20 protein-coding genes are annotated in these 18,813 nt (G+C 70.4%); 6 read left to right on the top strand and 14 right to left on the bottom strand.

Annotated elements, in window-relative coordinates; translation table 11 throughout:
* Positions 1-4: 4 nt before the first annotated feature.
* Positions 5-250 (bottom strand): GlsB/YeaQ/YmgE family stress response membrane protein, encoded by a 246-nt coding sequence (locus ON759_RS05675; RefSeq protein ID WP_271679386.1) that lies wholly within the window; start codon positions 248-250, stop codon positions 5-7.
* Between the two features lie 86 nt (positions 251-336).
* On the bottom strand, positions 337-1,827 hold the full coding sequence (locus ON759_RS05670; protein WP_271679385.1) for a M20 family metallopeptidase: 1,491 nt from the start codon (positions 1,825-1,827) through the stop codon (positions 337-339).
* 191 nt (positions 1,828-2,018) lie between these two features.
* Here ON759_RS05670 and ON759_RS05665 point away from each other — a divergent pair, with 191 nt between their 5' ends.
* Positions 2,019-2,351, top strand: coding sequence for a ComEA family DNA-binding protein (locus tag ON759_RS05665; protein ID WP_271679384.1), 333 nt, complete (start codon positions 2,019-2,021; stop codon positions 2,349-2,351).
* 31 nt (positions 2,352-2,382) lie between these two features.
* Positions 2,383-2,988, top strand: a complete 606-nt coding sequence (locus ON759_RS05660) for a HutD/Ves family protein (protein ID WP_271679383.1) — start codon at positions 2,383-2,385, stop codon at positions 2,986-2,988.
* On the opposite strand, the gene ON759_RS05655 is transcribed toward ON759_RS05660, so the two are convergent.
* A complete protein-coding gene (locus ON759_RS05655) occupies positions 2,985-3,620 on the bottom strand; it encodes a PepSY-associated TM helix domain-containing protein (RefSeq protein WP_271679382.1) in 636 nt (211 codons plus the stop codon). The genes ON759_RS05660 and ON759_RS05655 overlap by 4 nt on opposite strands.
* Before the next feature lie 13 nt (positions 3,621-3,633).
* Positions 3,634-5,763: a TonB-dependent receptor gene (locus tag ON759_RS05650; protein ID WP_271679381.1), complete on the bottom strand. Its 2,130-nt coding sequence runs from the start codon at positions 5,761-5,763 to the stop codon at positions 3,634-3,636.
* A 160-nt stretch (positions 5,764-5,923) separates the two neighbouring features.
* On the opposite strand from ON759_RS05650, the gene ON759_RS05645 reads away from it, so the two are divergent.
* Entirely contained in the window at positions 5,924-6,709 is a 786-nt protein-coding gene (locus tag ON759_RS05645) for an oxygen-binding di-iron domain-containing protein (protein WP_271679380.1), read from the top strand.
* A gap of 9 nt (positions 6,710-6,718) precedes the next feature.
* Here ON759_RS05645 and ON759_RS05640 read toward each other — a convergent pair whose 3' ends face one another.
* The 9 genes from ON759_RS05640 to ON759_RS05600 form a co-directional block, all read right to left on the bottom strand.
* Complete coding sequence (locus ON759_RS05640) at positions 6,719-7,042, bottom strand: non-heme iron oxygenase ferredoxin subunit (protein ID WP_271679571.1); 324 nt, start codon at positions 7,040-7,042, stop codon at positions 6,719-6,721.
* An 11-nt stretch (positions 7,043-7,053) separates the two neighbouring features.
* Positions 7,054-7,578, bottom strand: coding sequence for a GNAT family N-acetyltransferase (locus ON759_RS05635; RefSeq protein ID WP_271679379.1), 525 nt, complete (start codon positions 7,576-7,578; stop codon positions 7,054-7,056).
* On the bottom strand, positions 7,575-8,813 hold the full coding sequence (locus ON759_RS05630) for a cysteine desulfurase (protein WP_271679378.1): 1,239 nt from the start codon (positions 8,811-8,813) through the stop codon (positions 7,575-7,577). Before ON759_RS05630 ends, ON759_RS05635 begins: the two co-directional genes overlap by 4 nt.
* Positions 8,810-10,069: a Fe-S cluster assembly protein SufD gene (gene sufD, locus ON759_RS05625; protein ID WP_271679377.1), complete on the bottom strand. Its 1,260-nt coding sequence runs from the start codon at positions 10,067-10,069 to the stop codon at positions 8,810-8,812. The genes ON759_RS05630 and sufD overlap by 4 nt, the downstream gene beginning before the upstream one ends.
* A gap of 1 nt (position 10,070) precedes the next feature.
* Positions 10,071-10,835, bottom strand: a complete 765-nt coding sequence (gene sufC / locus ON759_RS05620; protein ID WP_271679376.1) for a Fe-S cluster assembly ATPase SufC — start codon at positions 10,833-10,835, stop codon at positions 10,071-10,073.
* Positions 10,836-10,843: 8 nt separating this feature from the next.
* Positions 10,844-11,953, bottom strand: a complete 1,110-nt coding sequence (locus ON759_RS05615) for a Kelch repeat-containing protein (protein ID WP_271679375.1) — start codon at positions 11,951-11,953, stop codon at positions 10,844-10,846.
* Complete coding sequence (gene sufB, locus ON759_RS05610) at positions 11,950-13,407, bottom strand: Fe-S cluster assembly protein SufB (RefSeq protein WP_374381305.1); 1,458 nt, start codon at positions 13,405-13,407, stop codon at positions 11,950-11,952. The genes ON759_RS05615 and sufB overlap by 4 nt, the downstream gene beginning before the upstream one ends.
* Positions 13,400-13,849, bottom strand: coding sequence for an SUF system Fe-S cluster assembly regulator (locus tag ON759_RS05605; RefSeq protein WP_271679373.1), 450 nt, complete (start codon positions 13,847-13,849; stop codon positions 13,400-13,402). Before ON759_RS05605 ends, sufB begins: the two co-directional genes overlap by 8 nt.
* A gap of 62 nt (positions 13,850-13,911) precedes the next feature.
* The gene (locus ON759_RS05600; RefSeq protein WP_271679372.1) at positions 13,912-14,820 is read right to left on the bottom strand and encodes an alpha/beta hydrolase; all 909 of its coding nucleotides are present in this window, start codon (positions 14,818-14,820) and stop codon (positions 13,912-13,914) included.
* 177 nt (positions 14,821-14,997) lie between these two features.
* Here ON759_RS05600 and ON759_RS05595 point away from each other — a divergent pair, with 177 nt between their 5' ends.
* Positions 14,998-15,249, top strand: a complete 252-nt coding sequence (locus tag ON759_RS05595) for a hypothetical protein (protein ID WP_271679371.1) — start codon at positions 14,998-15,000, stop codon at positions 15,247-15,249.
* 31 nt (positions 15,250-15,280) lie between these two features.
* Here ON759_RS05595 and ON759_RS05590 read toward each other — a convergent pair whose 3' ends face one another.
* Positions 15,281-15,841, bottom strand: coding sequence for a c-type cytochrome (locus tag ON759_RS05590; RefSeq protein WP_271679370.1), 561 nt, complete (start codon positions 15,839-15,841; stop codon positions 15,281-15,283).
* A gap of 120 nt (positions 15,842-15,961) precedes the next feature.
* On the opposite strand from ON759_RS05590, the gene ON759_RS05585 reads away from it, so the two are divergent.
* Together ON759_RS05585 and ON759_RS05580 are read left to right on the top strand one after the other, a co-directional pair.
* The gene (locus tag ON759_RS05585) at positions 15,962-16,426 is read left to right on the top strand and encodes an SET domain-containing protein (RefSeq protein WP_271679369.1); all 465 of its coding nucleotides are present in this window, start codon (positions 15,962-15,964) and stop codon (positions 16,424-16,426) included.
* A gap of 164 nt (positions 16,427-16,590) precedes the next feature.
* A complete protein-coding gene (locus ON759_RS05580) occupies positions 16,591-18,807 on the top strand; it encodes a DUF5916 domain-containing protein (protein WP_271679368.1) in 2,217 nt (738 codons plus the stop codon).
* Positions 18,808-18,813: the final 6 nt, after the last annotated feature.

Here is an 18,813-nt window from a genome sequence, read left to right as displayed (position 1 = left end):
GCGCTTACTTCTTCTTGCGCATCGCCTCGTAGATGAAGAGCAGGACGATCGCCGCGACCACCGCGGCCACCCAGGTCATCGCGCGCCCGAGGCCGAAGTTGGCCGAGGCCCACCCGCCTGCGACCGCGCCGACGATGCCCAGCAGGATCGTCATGATCCAGCCCATGGGATCCGCGCCGGGCTTGAACAGCCGGGCCAACAGGCCGATCACCAGGCCGCCGATCACGTAACCGAGAATGCCGTCGAACATGCTCCCTCCCCGATGGTTGATGGATGACGCGCGGCCATCCTAGCAGCCAGCGGGGAGCGCCTTCGTTGCGCTGCAGCGACGCCCGCTCAGCAGCAGCCGTGCTCGCCGTGGTGGCTGCCGCCGGCGACCGCGGCCACGCCGGTGGTCTCGCCGCGCAGGCTGGCGGCATGGTGTTCGGCGATCACCCGCGCCACGCAGGCGGTCACGCCCTTGCCCATCGGGATGTGCAGGAACTCGTTGGGGCCATGCGCGTTGGAGTGCGGGCCCAGCACGCCGGTGATCATGAACTGCGCGCCCGGGAACTTCTCGCCGAGCATGCCCATGAACGGGATCGTGCCGCCTTCGCCCATGTACATCGCGGGCTTGCCGAAGACTTCCTGGCTGGCCCGGTCGATCGCGCCTTCCAGCCACGGCACCAGCGCCGGCGCATTCCAGCCGGTGCTCGCCTTCTCCAGGTGCAGGCTGACCTCCGCGCCGTTCGGCGGGTCGCGCAGCAGCACGTCCTGCAGCAGTTCGCCGCCGCGCTTGCCGTCGAGGGTGGGCGGCAGGCGCAGGCTCAGCTTGAGCGCGGTATGCGGGCGCAGCACGTTGCCCGCCGAGGCGAGCGGCGGGATGCCGTCGGCGCCGGTGATCGACAGCGCAGGCCGCCAGGTGCGGTTGAGCACGAGCTCCTGCAGGTCGTCGCCCATCGGCGTCATCCCGGGCAGGAACGGGAATTTGTCGTACACCTCGGTGCCCAGCACCTCGGCAACCTTCGCCGCCTGCGCGCGGCGCTCGGCGGGGATCTCGACATGCAGCCCGTCGACCAGGATGCGGCCAGTGTCTTCGTCCTCCAGTCGCGACAGCAGCTGGCGGATGATGCGGAAGCTCGACGGCACGATGCCCGAGGCATCGCCGGAGTGCACGCCTTCCGAGAGCACCTTCACGGTCAGGTTGCCACCGGCGAGGCCGCGCAGCGAGGTGGTGCACCACAGCTGGTCGTAGTTGCCGCAGCCGGAATCCAGGCACACGACCAGCGACGGCTTGCCGATCCGCGCGGCCAGGTGGTCCACGTAGGCCGGCAGGTCGTAGCTGCCGGATTCCTCGCAGGCCTCGACCAGCACCACGCAGCGCGCATGCGGCGCACCCTGCGCCTGCAAGGCCATCACCGCCGCCAGCGAACCGAACAGCGCGTAACCATCGTCCGCGCCGCCGCGGCCGTACAGGCGGTCGCCTTCGATCACCGGTTCCCACGGGCCCTTGCCCGCGTCCCAGCCGGTCATCTCGGGCTGCTTGTCGAGGTGGCCGTACAGCAGCACGCAGTCGTCGTCGCGGCCGCCGTTCGCGGCCGGCACCTCGATGAAGATCAGCGGGGTGCGCCCCTCCAGCCGCACCACCTCCAGCGTCATGCCCGGGATGTCCTGCGCACGCGCCCAGGCTTCCATCAACGCGACCGCGCGATCCATGTGGCCGTTCGCCACCCAGTCGGCATCGAACATCGGCGACTTGTTCGGGATGCGGATGTACTCGACCAGTTGCGGGACGATTTCGGCGTCCCACTTGGCGTCGATGAACTGCTTGGCCTGGCTGGCATCCATGGCATCGGGTCCTGCGAAAAGAGGCGCCCATTCTAGCGCCGGGGGGTGAGGGTTTCCTGACGCCACGGCGGGGCGAAGCCGGCGCGCGGCGTGGGTCGTGGGCCGATACGACGGATCCGGCGCGGGCGGCATCGTGTCTCCACCGGGTCGCACCGCGGCCCGCCATCCCGACACCCGACAAGGAGCACGACATGAAGTCCCTGGCCACCCTGCTGTCCTCGCTGGTCCTCTCGCTCGCCCTGGCGGGCGCCGCCATCGCCGGCGAGACCGTGAACATCAACACCGCCGACGCCGCCACCATCGACCGCGTGCTGCTCAACGTGGGTCCGGCGAAGGCGCAGGCGATCGTCGACTACCGCAAGTCCAACGGCGCATTCCGCAGCGCGGAGCAACTGGCGATGGTCAAGGGCATCGGCCTGAAGACGGTCGAGAAGAACCGCGACCGCATCGTCGTCGGTGGCGCACGCGCGCCGGCCAAGCCGGCCGCCGCCAAGCCCGCGCCGAAGCAGGTCGCCCGCCGCTGACCGGGCGCTGCAGCGCGGCTAGACTGCGGTGATGGAGAACCCGTCGCCGCAGTCGTCGTTCGTGGTGCGCGCCGCCGACCAGCGCCGCATGCGCTGGAAGAACGGCGCTGGCTGGACCTCGGAGATCCTGCGCGCGCCCGATGTCGACGACTGGGACTGGCGGCTGTCGATCGCCGAGATCGAGGCCGATGCGCCATTCTCCGCGTTCCCGGGCGTGGATCGCGAACTGGTGCTGTTGTCGGGCAACGGGCTGCGCCTGCGCTTCGACGATGGCGAGGTCCGCACGCTGCATCCACCGCACGATCGCCACGCGTTCGCCGGGGAACGGCCGTTGCTCGGTGAACTGGTCGATGGCCCGACCCGCGACTTCAACCTGATGTGGAAGCGTGGCCGGCTCGATGCGCGGTTGTGGGTGCGGCCGCTGGTGGGGCCGATGGTGGTGTTCGTCGAACCCGGACAGGCTTGGGCGCTGCACCTCGTCGCCGGGCATGCGCGCTTCGCCGACGGATCCGGGCTGGGTGCGCTGGCCGCCGGCGACACCGCTATCCTGCATGCGGGTGAGACCCGCAGCCGCCACGCGCTGGACGGCGGCGGCACGCTGCTGGTGGTGCGGATCGACCCGGCGCAAGCCGCCTAGAGCAGGGCTAGGCCGACCACCGCCAGGAACACCAGGGTCGACAGGCCCATCACGCTCATCGCCAGCTCGCGCGCACGCCGGCCCCGCGCCCACATCCAGATCCCGGACAGGCCCAGGAACACCATCGCCACCGCGAAGCTGTCGGCCAGCAGGATCCACCACTGGCCGCCGCCCACGCCCTTGTGCAGCCGGTTGAACGCCGCGAGCGGGGTCTGCTGGCTGCGTTCGAGCATGGCCGTGTCGCTGCCCGGTGCGTACTCCAGCGTCCAGGCGTGGCGGGCATTGCCGCCACTGAGTCGCCACTTCGGCGCGTCGCCGCCGCCGCGGTTGCCGCCGCCGCCCGGGCCGCCCTTGCGGATCATGGTCGCGTCCAGCCCGTTGTGGTCGCGCAACCACAGCGACAACTGCTCGGGGGTCGCGCGGGCCGCCGCCGGGATCGCGAGGGATTGCTTGCCGGTCTCGCGGCTGTCGCCCTGTGGCCACGCGGCGTCGCCGAAGCGGTGGTTCATCACCAGGCCGGTGATGCCGTAGAGGATCGCGGCCAGGGCGCCCCAGGCGCCCAGCCACAGGTGGAACTGGCGGATCCAGCGATAGGCCGTTGCGGAAGTGCGGCGTTGGCGTGCGTCGTGCATGGCGGGGACCGGATCAGAAGTGGACGTTCATGGTCAGCCACGCGCTGCGCGGGGTACCCGGGCTGAGGTTGCTGTTGCTGTGCGCGCTGGCGAAATAGCGCTTGTTGCCCAGGTTCTCGATGTTGAGCTGCAGTTGCACCGAGGGGTTCAGCGTCCAGTACACGGCGCCGTCGAAGCGGGTGAACGAGGGCAGGGTGACCAGGTTGTCGACGTTGGCATAGATCGCGCCGCGATGGATGATGCCGAGCCCCACGCCGAAGGACGCGTTGACGTCGTAGCGGTTCCACAGCGAGGCCGAGTGACGCGGCAACTGGGCGAGGCGGTTGCCGGCGACCGCGGTGGCCGATTGCGTGGTGGTGATCTCGCCGTCCTGGTAGGCGTAGCCGCCCATGACCTGCCAGGACTCGGTGATGCGCCCGGCGATGCCGAGCTCGACGCCCTTGGTGGACTGGCCGTCGACCAGGATCATTCGGGTGGCATCGGCCGGGTCGGTGACCGCGACGTTGCCGCGGTCCAGCCGGTAGACCGCGAGGCTGGCCTGCAGGTCGGGCCGGATGTCCCACTTGGCGCCGATCTCGCGGTTGCGGAAGGTCTCGGGGTCGAGCGCCGCGTTGCTCGCGGTCAGCGAGGCCAGTTGCTCGCCCGCGCGCGGCTGGTAGGCCATGCTGTAGCTGGCGTACAGCGAGACCCGGTCCAGCGGCTTGTAGACCAGGCCGGCGCGGGGCGACAGCAAGCCGTCCTCGCTGCTCACGGTGGCGCCGGTGCGGTTGTTGCGCAGGTCGACCCGGAAGTCGTCGTAACGCAGGCCCAGGATCGCCTGCCATTGCGGCGAGAACTCGACCTGGTCCTGCAGGTAGACGGCGGCGACCTTGGCCACGCCATGGTTGTCGGCATCGCTTGCGGACGGACGGAACAGCGGGATCTCGGAGGTGGTCGGCGAGGCCAGCGGCACGCGGATGCTGGTCGTGGTGCTGCCGGGCGCGCCGAAGTAACCGGTCATGCGCTGGTTGTCGGTCACCTGGCGACCGAACTCGGCGCCTGCCAGCACGGTATGGCGGATGGCGCCGGTGGTGGTCTCCCACACCAGGTCGGTCTGGTTGAACAGGTTCCGGCGGGCGGTCGTGTTGTTGTAGGCGGAGATCGCGACGGTCTGCGTGGCGGCATCCACCGCGCCGGGGAACACGTTCTGGTAGAACTTGTCGTAGTCGGCGTAGCGGAAGTGGTTGCGCAGCTGCAGGTGCTCGCCGAACGCGTGCGTGAGCACGGCGTCGAAGGCCTCCACGGTGGCCTCGACCGGGCTCTCGTCGGGATTGCCGAAGAAGGTCGAGGGGTCGGTGTCGACCGGGCGCCCGTCCAGCGACGGCACGCCGCGGTCGGCCACGCGCTCGTCGTGGAAGTGTTCGTAGGACAGCTCGACCCGGGTGCCCGGGGCGATCTCGAAGCCGAAGGTCGGGTTGATCCCGTAGCGTTCCACGGAGTACCCGTCGCGGAAGCTCGCGGAATCCTCGAACACGGCATTGACGCGGAAGCCCGCGCCGCCATCGCCGATGCCGTCGCCGTAGTCCAGGGTGCCGCGACGCCGGTCGCCGGAGCCCACCTGCAGGCTGGCCGCCCGGTGCGACTGGCCGTCCGCCTGGCGGGTCACGCGATTGACCACGCCGCCGCTGCCACCACGCCCGAACACCAGCGCGTTCGGCCCCTTCAGCGCTTCCACGCGCTCCAGGTTGTAGGTGTCGCGGATGTACTGCACGTCGTCGCGGATGCCGTCGACGAAGAAGTCGGCGGTCGAGCTGTTGCCGCGCAGCACCGGGGTGTCGCGGTTGCCTTCGCCCTGCGCCAGGCCGACGCCGGGCATGTAGCGGAAGGCGTCGGAGAGGCTGGTCATGGCCTGGTCGGCGACCAGCTTGTCGGTCACCACGGTGACCGCCTGCGGGACGTCGAGCAGCGGCGTGTCGGTCCTGGTGGCGCTGCGCGTCTTGCGCGTGGCGTAGTCGGGCAGGTAGCGCTGGCCGACCACCTCGACCTTGTCGAGGTCGATCGGGGACGCAGGCGGGTCGGCGTCTTCGGTCGGGTTCGCCGCATGCGCGATGGCGGGCGAGGCGAGGAGGGCGAACAGGGCGACCGCAAGGGGGGTGTGGCGCATCGTGGGAGGCGGCAGTGAAGTTGCGCCAATGATAATGCAAACGATTCGCATTTATCAACGAGAGTGAGTTGCGTCACATTCGCAACTGTTTGATCGAACGCAATATCGGTCGCCGGTTCGCCGGCTAACGTGGCCCCACATCGACTTGAGGGGGGCGGCCATGAGCCTGGCTGCCGGTACCGTGTTGTTCGACGAAGGGGGACACCGCTGCGTGGCGTTCAGCAGCCTGGTGCGTGGCGATGACGGCGTGCAGGCGAACCAGTTCCTGATCCAGGACGACGGCGAGTCGGCCGTGCTGGATCCGGGCGGCGCGCTGCTCTACAAACCGCTGGTGCTCGCCCTGGCGGCGTATGCGCGCCCGCATGAGATGCGCTGGGTGCTGTGCACGCACCAGGACCCGGACATCATCGGCTCGGTGGCCAAGTGGATGCTGTACACGCAGGCCACCATCGTCTGCTCGCAGCTGTGGGGTCGCTTCGTGCCCCACGTGGTGCCGGGCTACATGAAGAACGCGGGCTCGGATCGCTACCTGCTGCTGCCCGACGAGGGCGGCGACGTCCCGCTCGGCAAGAGCCGGATCCGTGCGGTTCCCGGGCACTTCATGCACTCGGTGGGCAACTTCGGCTTCTACGACCCGACCAGCCGGATCTTCTTCTCCGGCGACATCGGCGCCTCGCTGATCCCGAGTTCGCAGCCCTACGAATTCGTCACCGACTTCGGCCCGCACCGCGCGAAGATGGAAGGCTTCCACCGCCGCTACATGGCCTCCAACCGCGTGCTGCGGCTGTGGGTGGCGATGGTGCGGCAGATGGATCCGGTCGCGATCGTCCCCCAGCACGGCCTGCCGATGAAGGGCGACGCGATCCCGGCCTTCCTCGACTTCCTCGAGCGCCTGGAGTGCGGCGTTGACCTGCTCGGCCCGGCCAACTACCGCTGGCTGGGCTGAGGCGCGGCCTCAGCCGCGGTCGTCGCGGGTGTAGACCGCGCCATCGACGACCCGCACCGGGAACTTCGCCACCGGCGCGTAGGCGGGTGCGCACAACGCGCGCCCGTCGCGCACGTCGAAGCGCGCGCCATGCAGGATGCATTCGATGCTGCCCTCGGCGGCATCGAAGGTCCCCGACGACAGTTCGAAATCCTCGTGCGAGCAGCGGTCCTCGAGCGCGTGCAGGTCGCCGTCGAGGTTGAACACCAGGATCGCGGTGTCGCCGGCCCACACGCTGCGTTTCTCGCCGGGCAACAGCTCGGCGGTGGTGCACACGAATTCCCAGCCGCGCAGGTCGTCGTCGCTCACAACGTCTTCTCCAGGACCTCGAAGCGGAGGTCGCCGCGCTTGGGTTCGCCGAAGCGCGCGTCGCCGTAAGGGAAAGGCTTGGTGATGCCGGTACGCCGGTAGCCGCGCCGCTGGTAGAACGCGATCAGCTCGTCGCGGACGTCGATCACCGTCATCCGCATCGCCGGCAGGCGCCAGTCGTCGCGGACGATGCGTTCGCATTCGGCGAGCACCTGCTTGCCGATGCCGCCGCCCTGCAGGCCGGGCACCACCGAGAACATGCCGAAATAGCCGGCGTCGCCGTCGACGGCCACGTGCGCGCAGGCGAGCAGGGCGTCGTCGCGTTCGGCGAGCACCACCCGGCTGCCGGTGCGGGCGATGTCGGCGCGCAGCACCTCCGGATCGATGCGCGCGCCATCCAGCAGGTCGGCTTCGGTGGTCCAGCCGGCGCGGCTGGAGTCGCCGCGATAGGCCGAGGTGACGAGGGCGACGATCGCCTCGATGTCGGCTTCGGTGGCGGCGCGGAACCTAAGGTCGGTCATGCGAGCAGGCCCCGGGCCTTGCGCAGCGCGGCCGCGAGGGCCTCGACGTCGGCGTGCGTGTTGTAGAAGGCGAACGAGGCGCGGCAGGTCGCGGGCACGCCGTACCACTGCATCAGCGGGTGCGCGCAATGGTGGCCGGAGCGGACCGCCACGCCGTCGAGGTCGAGCAGGGTGGCGAGGTCGTGCGCGTGCGCGCCGTCGACCAGGAAGCTGACCACCGCGGCCTTCTCCGGCGCCGTGCCGATGATGCGAAGCCCGTCGATGCGCTGCAGCTCCTCCGTCGCGTGCGCCAGCAGCTCGGCTTCGCGCGCGGCGACGTGCGCCATGCCGAGGTCGGACAGGTAGTCGACCGCCGCGCCCAACCCGACGTGGCCGGCGATGTTCGGGGTGCCGGCCTCGAAGCGGTGCGGCGGGTCGTTGAACACGGTGCCCTCGAACCGGACTTCCTTGATCATCTCGCCGCCGCCAAGGAACGGCGGCATCGCCTCGAGGTGTTCGCGCCGCGCCCACAGCGCGCCGGTGCCGGTCGGGCCGCACATCTTGTGGCCGGTGACCGCGTAGAAGTCGCAGCCCAGCGCGGGCAGGTCCAGCGCCATGTGCGGCGCGGCCTGCGAGCCGTCGACCACAGTGGTGATGCCGCGCGCGCGCGCCTCGCGGCAGATCGCCGCCACCGGGTTGATGGTGCCCAGCACGTTGCTGACGTGGGCCAGGCCCAGCAGCCTGACGTCCGGCGTCATCGCGGCGAACAACGCATCGAGGTCGAGCGCGCCGTCGGGACGCAGTTCGGCGACCTTGATCCGCGCGCCGGTGCGTTCCGCGACCAGCTGCCAGGGCACGATGTTGGCGTGGTGCTCCATCCGCGTCAGCAGGATGGCGTCGCCGGCCTTGAGTCGCGGCAGCGCCCACGAGTACGCGACCAGGTTGAGCGCGAACGTCGTGCCGCTGCACAGCACGAGTTCGTCGGCGCGTACCTTGAGGAAGCGCGCGAGCTTGGCGCGCGCGCCTTCGTAGGCTTCGGTGGCTTCGCTGCCCAGCGCATGCACGGCGCGACTGACATTGGCGTTGTGGCGACGGTAGAAGTCGTCGACCGCCTCGATCACCGCGGCCGGCTTCTGTCCGGTGTTGGCCGAATCGAGGTACACGAGAGGCTTGCCGTGGACCTCGCGCGCGAGCAGCGGGAAGTCGGCGCGTACCCGGCCCCAGTCGATGGCGTCGCGGGCAGGCGTCGCGCTCATGCGCCGAGCCTCGCCAGGGCGCGGGTGAGCGCGGCTTCCGCCAGCGCGCGCGTGGCCTCGTCGGCGATCCCGGCCACCACCTCGCGGCAGAACGCGGCGGTCAGCAGGCGGCGCGCGTCATCGGCGTCGATGCCGCGCGAGCGCAGGTAGAACAGCGCGACCGGATCGAGCTGGCCGACGGTCGCGCCGTGCGCGGCCTTCACCTCGTCGGCGTGGATCTCGAGCACCGGCTGGGTGTCGATCTCGGCGTCGCTCGACAGCAGCAGGTTCTTGTTCGACAGGTCGGCCTCGCTGCCGTCGGCGCCCGCGCGGATGGTGATGCCGCCATGGAAGACCACGCGCGCGCGCTGCCCGGCGATCCCGCGCCAGCGCAGGGCGCAGCGGGTGTCGCGCGCGATGTGCTCGATGCCGAGGCGGGTGTCGACGTGCCGCCGCCCGTCGCCGAGCAGCACGCCGGCCGCGACGAGCGCGGCGCCTTCGCCTTCCAGGCGGGCATTGAGTTCGTGGCGGGAGAGCCCGGCGCCAAGTTCGAGGTCGACCCGTTCGTAGGCCGCGTCGCGGGCGAGCACGGCGTCGGTGCGCAGGAAGCCGGTGGCGCCGCCGGCATCGTCCTGCAGGCGCACGTGGTGCAGCCGCGCACCCGCGGCCACGTGCACGTGCGCCAGGGTGTTGGCGAGGTGCGCATGCGCGCCCGTGGCCAGGTGGTGCTCGACAAGGGCGAGGCGCGCGCCGCGACGGACTTCGACGAAGTGGCGCAGGTGCCAGGCGGCATCGGTCGCCTGCGGCGCGCCGACCAGCACCAGGTGGATCGGCGCGCCGGCATCGACCTCGTCGTCGACCCGCAGGATCGCGCCATCGGTGGCCAGCGCCGCGTTGAGGCGGGCGAAGGGCTCGTCGGCGCGGGTGTAGCGGCGCTGCAGGAAATTGGTGTCGCGCGGGCGCGATTCGCGCAGGGCGCGGGCTACGGGCAGCAGTTCGACGCCGGCCGGCAGCCCGGACAGGTCGCTGGCGGTGGCGTCGAAACGGCCGTTGACGAACACCAGCCGCGGCGCGGGGATCGCGGCCAGCACGGCGGGGTCCAGCGCGACCGCTTCGGCCGCCGCGAAGCTGCGGCGTTCGAGCGCGCGCAGCGAGGTGTACTTCCAGGCCTCGGTGCGCGGGCCGGGCAGGCCGTCGCGCAACACATCGTCGAGCGCCGCGCGGCGGGTCGCGTCGCCGGCGAAGCCCGCGGCCAGCGAGTCGAGCAGGACGCTCATCTCAGCGGACCGCGTCCGGCGCGACCCGGTCCTTGAGCCAGGCATAGCCCTGCGCTTCCAGCGCCAGCGCGAGCTCCGGGCCGCCGCTCTCGACGATGCGGCCATCGGCGAGCACGTGGACCACGTCGGGGCGGATGTAGTCCAGCAGCCGCTGGTAGTGGGTCACCACCACGAACGCGCGCTCCGGCGAGCGCAGCGCGTTGACGCCGTCGGCGACCGACTTCAGCGCATCGATGTCCAGGCCGGAGTCGGTCTCGTCGAGGATCGCCAGCTTCGGCTCCAGCAGGGCGAGCTGGAAGATCTCGTTGCGCTTCTTCTCGCCGCCGGAGAAGCCTTCGTTCACCCCGCGGTGCAGGAGCTCGTCCTTCAGGTGCAGCACCGCGAGCTTCTCGCGCACGCGCTTGAGGAACTGCATCGAGTCGAGCTCGGGTTCGCCGCGCGCCTTGCGCTGCGCGTTGAGCGCCGCGCGCAGGAAGTAGGTGTTGTTCACGCCCGGGATCTCGACCGGGTACTGGAAGGCCAGGAACACGCCGGCGGCGGCGCGCGCCTCGGGTTCCAGCGCCAGCAGCGGCTGGCCATCGAACTCGATGCTGCCGGCGGTGACCTCGTAGCCCTCGCGCCCGGCCAAGATGTTGCCGAGCGTGGACTTGCCGGCGCCGTTCGGGCCCATGATGGCGTGCACTTCGCCCGCCGCCACGTGCAGCGTCAGGCCCTTGAGGATCTCCTTGCCGGCGACGCTGGCGTGGAGGTTGTCGATCTTCAGCATGTGGGTGCTCAGGGTTGGAACAGCCAGGCCTGGCGCGAGACCTGCAGCCGCGGGTCGTAGCCCCCGGCGAGCAGGACGCGGCCATCGGCCAGGCGGGTGGCGGTAGTGAAGGAAAGTTCGGCGCCGACATCGCCCGCGACCGGGTCGAGGCGCCATGCATCGGCGTGCAGGCGTTCGAGCCTGCGGCCGCTGCCGGCGACCAGGGCGGTGCCATCGCCAAGGGCGACCACGCCGTCCAGGAACTTGTAGCGCGCGTCGGCCATGCGCGGGCCGGGCGTGGTGCGTGCGCGGCCCTCGCGCCAGACTTCGCTGTCGGCGTACTGCGCCTCGTATTCCCGCGGTCCCGCGCCGCCCAGCAGCAACACCGCGTCGCCGACGCGCACCGCGGCATGCTTGTGGCGCGCCCTGTTCAGCGTGCCGGCGGCCGTGAAGCGCCGGGTGGCCGGGTCGTAGAGTTCCAGCCTATCGAGCAGGCGGCCGCTGGCGGACGAGCCGCCGGCGACCAGGACCCGGCCATCGGCGAGCAGGGTCGCGGTGTGCGCCATCCGCGGCGTCGCCATCGCGCCGACCGCGGTCGACCGGCCGCTGCGCGGGTCGTAGCGTTCGGCCGCGGCGATGCGCTGCATCGCGCCGGCATAGCCGCCCGCGACCAAAATGGTGCCGTCGGCCAAGGCAGTCGCGCTGAAACCGTCGCGGGCCTCCAGCAGCCGGCCATGCGGCGAGAACCGGCGGGTGGCCGGGTCGTAGCGTTCGACCAGTGCGGTCGCGCCGTCCGGGGTCCAGCCGCCTAGCAGCAGGACCGAACCGTCGCGCAGGGCGATCGCGCGATGGCCGACCCGCGGCTGCGCGAGCTTGCCTGCCGCGATGAACGTGCCGCGCGCGGGATCGAACAACACGGCGTCGTCGCTGATGCCTTCCTCGCAGCCCTGGGCGTGGCAGCCGCCGGCAAGCAGCACCGTGCCGTCGCGCAACAGGCTCGCGCTGTGCGCGGCGCGCGGCGTCGGCATGTCGGGCAGCGCCCGCACGCTGCCACCCTTCGCGGCAGGCGTGGCCACCGCCCCCGCGATCGCGGGCAGCAGCAGGCAGGCGGCAACCAGGGCGGCGAGCTGGCGCATCATCCCACCGAGCCTTCCAGGCTCACGTCCAGCAGCTTCTTGGCTTCCACCGCGAATTCCATCGGCAGTTCGCGGAACACCGACTTGCAGAAGCCGTCGACGATCAGGCTGACCGCGTCTTCCTCGGCGATGCCGCGGCTGCGGCAGTAGAACAGCTGGTCGTCGCTGATCTTCGAGGTCGTGGCTTCATGCTCGACCGTCGCGCCCGGGTGCTTCACCTCGATGTAGGGGAAGGTGTGCGCGCCGCAGTGCTTGCCGATCAGCAGCGAGTCGCACTGGGTGTGGTTGCGCGCGCCCTCGGCGGAGGCCGCCACCTTCACCAGCCCGCGATAGCTGTTCTGGCCGTGGCCGGCGCTGATGCCCTTGCTGACGATCTTCGACTTGGTGCGCTTGCCCACGTGGACCATCTTGGTGCCGGTGTCGGCCTGCTGGCGGTGGTGGGTCAGCGCCACGCTGTGGAATTCGCCGACGCTGTCGTCGCCGAGCAGCACGCAGCTGGGGTACTTCCAGGTGATCGCACTGCCGGTCTCGACCTGGGTCCAGGTCACCTTGCTGCGCGCGCCGCGGCACTCCGCGCGCTTGGTCACGAAGTTGTAGATGCCGCCGACCCCGTTCTCGTCGCCCGGGTACCAGTTCTGCACCGTGCTGTACTTGATCTCGGCATCGTCCAGCGCGACCAGCTCGACCACCGCCGCATGCAGCTGGTTCTCGTCGCGCATCGGCGCGGTGCAGCCCTCGAGGTAGGACACGTAGGCGCCTTCCTCGCACACGATCAGGGTCCGCTCGAACTGGCCGGTGTGGCCGGCGTTGATGCGGAAATAGGTGCTCAGCTCCATCGGGCAGCGCACGCCCCTGGGGATGAACACGAAACTGCCGTCGGAGAACACCGCGGAGTTGAGCGCCGCGAAGTAGTTGTCGGCGACCGGCACCACGCTGCCGAGGTAGCGCCGTACCAGGTCGGGGTATTCGCGGATGGCTTCGCTCATCGAGCAGAACACCACGCCCTTCTCGGCGAGCTCCTTGCGGAAGGTGGTGCCCACGCTGACCGAGTCGAATACCGCATCCACGGCCACGCCGGCCAGCTTGGCGCGCTCGTGCAGCGGCACGCCCAGCTTGTCGTAGGTGTCCAGCAGCTCCTGCGGGACCTCGTCCAGCGACGCGTACTTCGCCTTCGGCGCGCTGTAGTAGCTCAGCGCCTGCAGGTCGATCGGGCCGATCTTCAGCTTGGCCCAGTCCGGCATTGGCATCGTGAGGAAGCGGCGATACGCCGCAAGCCGCCACTCGGTCATCCATTCGGGCTCGTCCTTCTTGGCCGAGAGCGCGCGGATGATGTCCTCGGACAGGCCCGGCGGCAGCGAATCGGATTCGATGTCGGTGACGAAACCGGCCTCGTACTTGCGGGCCAGCTGGCTGTGGATCTGCGCGTTCTGTGGTTCGGTCATGGCGGCCTCACGCATTCGCGAGCTGGAGGGCAATGCCCTTGCGCGACGGACGCGGCGCGGGCCCGAGCATCTGCGCCAGCGACACCCCGCGCAGCGCGTCGGCGACCACGTCGTTGATGCGCCGCCAGTTGGCGCGCACGCCGCAGGAGGCCTCGATCCCGCACTGGCCGTCGTGCACGCTGCATTCGGTCATCGCCAGCGGGCCTTCCATCGCCTCGACGATCTCGACCAGGTTGATCTCGGCCGCCGCGCGGGCCAGGCGGTAGCCGCCGTTGGCGCCGCGGAACCCGGCGACCAGCCCGGCCGCGGCCAGCGGCTTGAGCACCTTGGCCACGGTCGGCGCTTCAAGCCCGGCCTGCTCGGCCAGCTCGGGCGCGCTCAGCACCTCGCCCGGCCGCGCGGCGAGCACGGTCATGACGACGGTGGCGTAGTCGGTGAGCTTGGTGACGCGGAGCATGGCACGGGTGCTGGAAAACGTACCGGAATTGTACGATTTGCGGCGCCCGCGGCCAAGCGCGCCTAGCGCATGCCCGACAGGCGGTCGATCCAGGCCCCGACCCGGCCGGTGTAGTCGGATGGCAGGCCGAGCGTCTTGTTGATCTCGCCGTGGTCCAGCGGCTCGGGCTGCACGGCCATCGGGACCCGCAACGCCTCGGCCTGGCGCGCGAACTTGCGGGCCTCGTCGCAGGGCGAGGTCGGGAAATGCCGTTCGCTGGCGCAGACCAGCAGCATCGGCAGCGCGTTGCGGGTGAGTTGCTGTTGCGGCGAGGCCGAGCGCCAGTACGCCGGGTCGGCGCCGAAGGCGTCCTGGTAGAGCTTCGGCACCCGGCGTTGGCCCATCAGGGCGGGCACGTCCAGCGCGCCACTGTCGAGCGAAACCACGCCCAGCGGGCGCACCGCGCCGGCATCGGCCAGCAGGCGCGGGTCGGCGCCGAGCAGGGCGACCAGGTGCGCGCCCGCGGAATGCCCCATCAGCACGACGCGGCGCGGATCCAGCGTCCACTCGCGGGCGCCGCGCTGCAGCCGTGCGACCGCGCGGGCGATGTCGCGGGCTTGTTCGAGCGGCATCGCGGCCGGGACCATGCGGTAGTTGGCCGAGGCCACCGCGTAGCCCTTCGGCAGCCAGTACGCGAGCTTGTTGGCGACGCCCGGGTTGGTCTTGTCGCCATTCGCCCAGCCGCCACCGTGCACGTAGAACACCACCGGCGCGTCCTTCGCCCCGGCCGGCAGGTAGAGGTCGAAGCGCTGCGCCGGATCGTCGCCGTAGGCGATGTTGCGGATCGCGGTGCCGCCTGCGGGGACCGCGACCGGCCGTTCCTGGCGGCTGGCCTCGCGCATGCCTTGCAGGCGGTCGCGCAGGCCCTGGGCGCCGGCGATGACGGGAACCAGGCCCAGCAGGGCAATGAGTGCAACATGGACGCGACGCATCGGGCATCTCCGGGGGAGGACATCGCCACAACGCCGTGGGGCCGTCGTCGGTTGACAGACCATGGGCAGGAACGAGGGTGACAGCTGTCACCGGCGATCGCTGACGCTCGCGCATGGCGCCGGCGATGCGCATGTCGAGAATGGCCGTGTCCGATCCGGACGCCGGAGCCCAACGCCATGTACACCCAGAGCAAGCCGCACGTCGCCTTCCACGACACCCTGCAGGCCGGGGTCGGGCAACTGGTCGAGCGCGTGGTCGCCGCCGAACCCGGCGCCGAGCGTTCGCGCCTGTTGCGCTGGGCCTTGCTCGCGCTGGCGGTGTTCGCCGCGTGGCGCATCGCGCGCGGGTTGCGCAAGGGCTTCTGGGCGATGTTCGGCATCGCCATGGCGCTGTGGTGGAGCGGCGGCGCGTGGTTCCTGTTCCGCTGACGTCTGCCGATGCGTGCGTCGAGCGCGGCGTTCAGCCGCCCGCGGGCGGGTTGGCGGGCGGCGCCGGCGGCAGCACCAGCTGGAAGAACGGGGCCGGCGGTGCGCTGCCGGGCGGCAGGTACTCGGGTGCCTTGGTGCCTCCCGTGCCCAGCGAGCGGATGAAACGGTAGATCGCGCGGCGGTCGTCGTCATGCATCGCGCGCAGGGCGAAGTCCGGCATGATCGGGCGGGTGCGCAGGGTCGCCGAGAAGGTCATCCATTCGGCCTCGTCCATGTCGGCGAGGCGCAGGCGCAGGTTCGCCGCATACGTGGTGCCCCACGGCCCCGAATACCCCAGTGGCGAGCCGAGCAGCCAGGCCGAGGTCGGGAGGCCGCCGGCCTTCTCGGTGTAGCCGGCGGTATGACAGTCATTGCAGCCGGTGATGCGCACCAGGTATTCGCCGCGCGCCAGCAGGTCGGCGTCGCTGCTGGTCGCGGGCTTGGCCGAAGCCTGCGGGCTGGCGGCCTTCGGCGCGGACAGGTTGGCGTTGCAGGCGCCGAGCAGCAGGGCAAGCGCGATCGCGGTCAGGACGGTGGGATGCGGGCGGGTCATGGCGATGGCGGTTGCGGGGATGTGGGCGGGATAACGCGCATCTTTTCGATGACCGGCCATTGCAGTGACGCCCGATGGTCGGCTGGGCCACAATGCCGGCTCCCCATCCAGCGCCCACCCATGCCGAAGAAGATCGCCACCCGCCGTTCCGCCATCCACGGCAACGGCATGTTCGCCATCCAGCCGATCAGCAAGGGCGAGCGCCTGATCGAATACAAGGGCCGTCGCCGCACCCACGAGGAGGTCGATGCCGGCGACAGCGGCGATGTCGAGAGCGGCCACACCTTCCTGTTCACCCTGAACGAGGTGTTCGTGATCGACGCCAACTTCGAGGGCAACAGCGCGCGCTGGATCAACCACAGCTGCGATCCGAACTGCGAGGCGGTGCTGATCGAGCACGAGGACGATCCCGAGAAGTCGCGGGTGTTCATCGAGGCGATCCGTGCGATCAAGCCGGGCGAGGAACTGACCTACGACTACGGGATCACCCTGGCCGAGCGCCACACCCCGCGGCTGAAGAAGATCTGGGCCTGCCGCTGCGGCGCCAGGCACTGCACCGGGACCATGCTGCGTCCCAAGCGCTGACCCGCGATCCCGGCGGCGCGCGGATGCGCCGCGCGTGCCGAAGGTTTACATGACCTGTGCCAGTGTGCGCCACGGCCGTGCATGGCTAAGGTGCGCCGGTCGCCGCACGACGCGGTCCACGGTTGCCGCCCTCGATGCGCCCGACGCCCCCACGCTCCCTCCAGATGCTCGCGCTGCTGTCGGCGCTGTCCGCGCCGGCCGCCGCGCAGGTCAAGGTGGATGGCGTCATCGATCCGGCGGAATGGCAGGGCGCGCGCCATGTCACCGATTTCCGGATGGTCCAGCCGTTCACCCAGGCCGCCACCCGCCATCCCACGGAAGCCTGGATCCTGGCCACGCCGGAGGGGCTGTCGGTCGCCTTCCGCAACACCAAGCTGCCCGGCATCGAGACGCCGCGGCAGCGCAGCCGGCGCGACGAAGACGTCGGCATCGACCGGGTCAACGTGATGCTGGACTTCGAGGGCGATGGCCGCAGCGGCTACGACTTCACCCTCAGCGCCAGCGACGGCATCCAGGACTCCACGATCACCAGCGGCGGCAACTTCAGCAGCGACTGGGACGGCAGCTGGCAGCACGCGGTGGTCGATGGCACAGGCGAATGGACCGCGGAATTCCTCATCCCGTGGCATACCGCGCCGATGCAGCGCGCGGTGGACGGCAAGCGCACCATCGCGGTGTACCTGGACCGGGTGGTCGGCAGCGTCGGCGAGCGCATGGCGTGGCCGGCGGTAAGCTTCGAGCGCCCGCAGTTCCTCAACCAGTTCGAGAAGCTGCAGGTCGACGCCCATTCTCAGTCGCTGCTGGCGATCACGCCCTACGTGGTCGGCGTGCACGACCTGGTGTCCCGCGACAACAGCTTCGACGCCGGCGCGGACCTGTTCTGGAAGCCCAACGGGCAGTTCCAGCTGACCGCGACGCTCAACCCCGACTTCGGCCAGGTCGAGAGCGATTCGCTGGTGGTGAACTTCAGCGCCGAGGAGACCTTCTTCAGCGACAAGCGCCCGTTCTTCACGGAGAACCAGGGCTTCTTCGACTTCGGGCTGGTGTTCGACAACAGCCAGTTGCTGTACACCCGCCGCGTCGGCGGGCTGGCCGACGACGGCAGCGGCCCGGCCGACATCCTCGGCGCGGTCAAGTTCAACGGCAGCATCGGCGGCACCCAGTACGGCGCCTTCCTCGCCGACGAGCGCGGCGATGCCGGCCGGCGCTTCGGCGCGTTGCGTCTGCAACGCACGATCGGCAGCCAGCAGGTCGGCGCGATGCTGACCACGGTCGACCGACCGTTCCTCGATCGCAGCGCCCGGGTGTTCGGCATCGACCATCGCTGGCAGCCCGATCCCAGCCTGACCGTCGCCTCCACCCTGGTCGGCAGCGATGTCGCGGTGCACGGCGACCACGTGCGCGACGTCGCCTTCACCACCCTGCTGCAGAAGGAGATGGCGGGCGGCTGGCGGCAGACCGGCATCCTGATCCACTACGGCAAGGACTTCGAGGTCAACGACGCCGGCTACCTCGGACGCGCCGACCTCAATTACGCGCAGTGGGAAGTCGGGCGCCGCATCACCGACCTGCCGGCGGCGTCGGCCTACGCTTCGCATAACTGGCGCTGGCGCATCGAGGGGCTGCAGAACACCGGCGGCACCTGGCTGCAGCGGCAGTTCCGGATGTCGCGCAACAGCCAGCGCCGCGATGGCGGCAACCTGTTCTGGAACGTGCAGGCGCGCACCGCCGCCTACGACGACCGTATCACCCGCGGCAACGGCGCGATGCGCACGCAGGCGGGTTTCAATGGCGTCGTAAGCCGCGAATGGCCGCGTCGTGGCGATTGGCAATTCGAGACCGAATGGAGCCTGGGCCTGCGTGGCGGCGTGCGCAGCGACACCCCGATCGGCTGGAGCGGCTCGTTCGAGGCGACCCGCCACTTCGGCGACGCGCTGAACGTCGAGGTGTGGGTGGGCCACGTGATGGACCAGGAATTCCTGGTCTGGCAAGAAGACAACTTGGTCAGCGGCTTCCAGATGAACCGCTACGACCTGTCCGCCAGCCTCAACTGGAACATCGGTACCCGCCACGAGCTGCGGGTGAAGCTTGAAGCGCTGGGGCTGGATGCCGACAACCCGCGGCCCTGGCGGATCGCGGCCGATGGCCGCGTGCAGGCGAGCAACGACGTGGTCGAGCCGTTCAGCCTGCGCAACCTCGGGTTCCAGGTGCGTTACCGCTACGAGCTGGCGCCGCTGTCCAACCTGTACGTGGTCTACGGACGCGGCGGCTTCGGTTACGACGGGTATGCCGCCGGTGCGTTCGAGCAGTTCGGCGACGCGTTCTCGCTGCGCGACGACGAGCAGCTGCTGGTGAAGCTGGCCTACCGCTTCGAGCTGTAGGGTCGC

Source organism: Thermomonas mangrovi (assembly GCF_028201335.1).
In the GTDB taxonomy this organism is placed as follows: Bacteria; Pseudomonadota; Gammaproteobacteria; order Xanthomonadales; family Xanthomonadaceae; genus Thermomonas; species Thermomonas mangrovi.
This window is presented reverse-complemented; position numbering and strand designations above follow the sequence as displayed.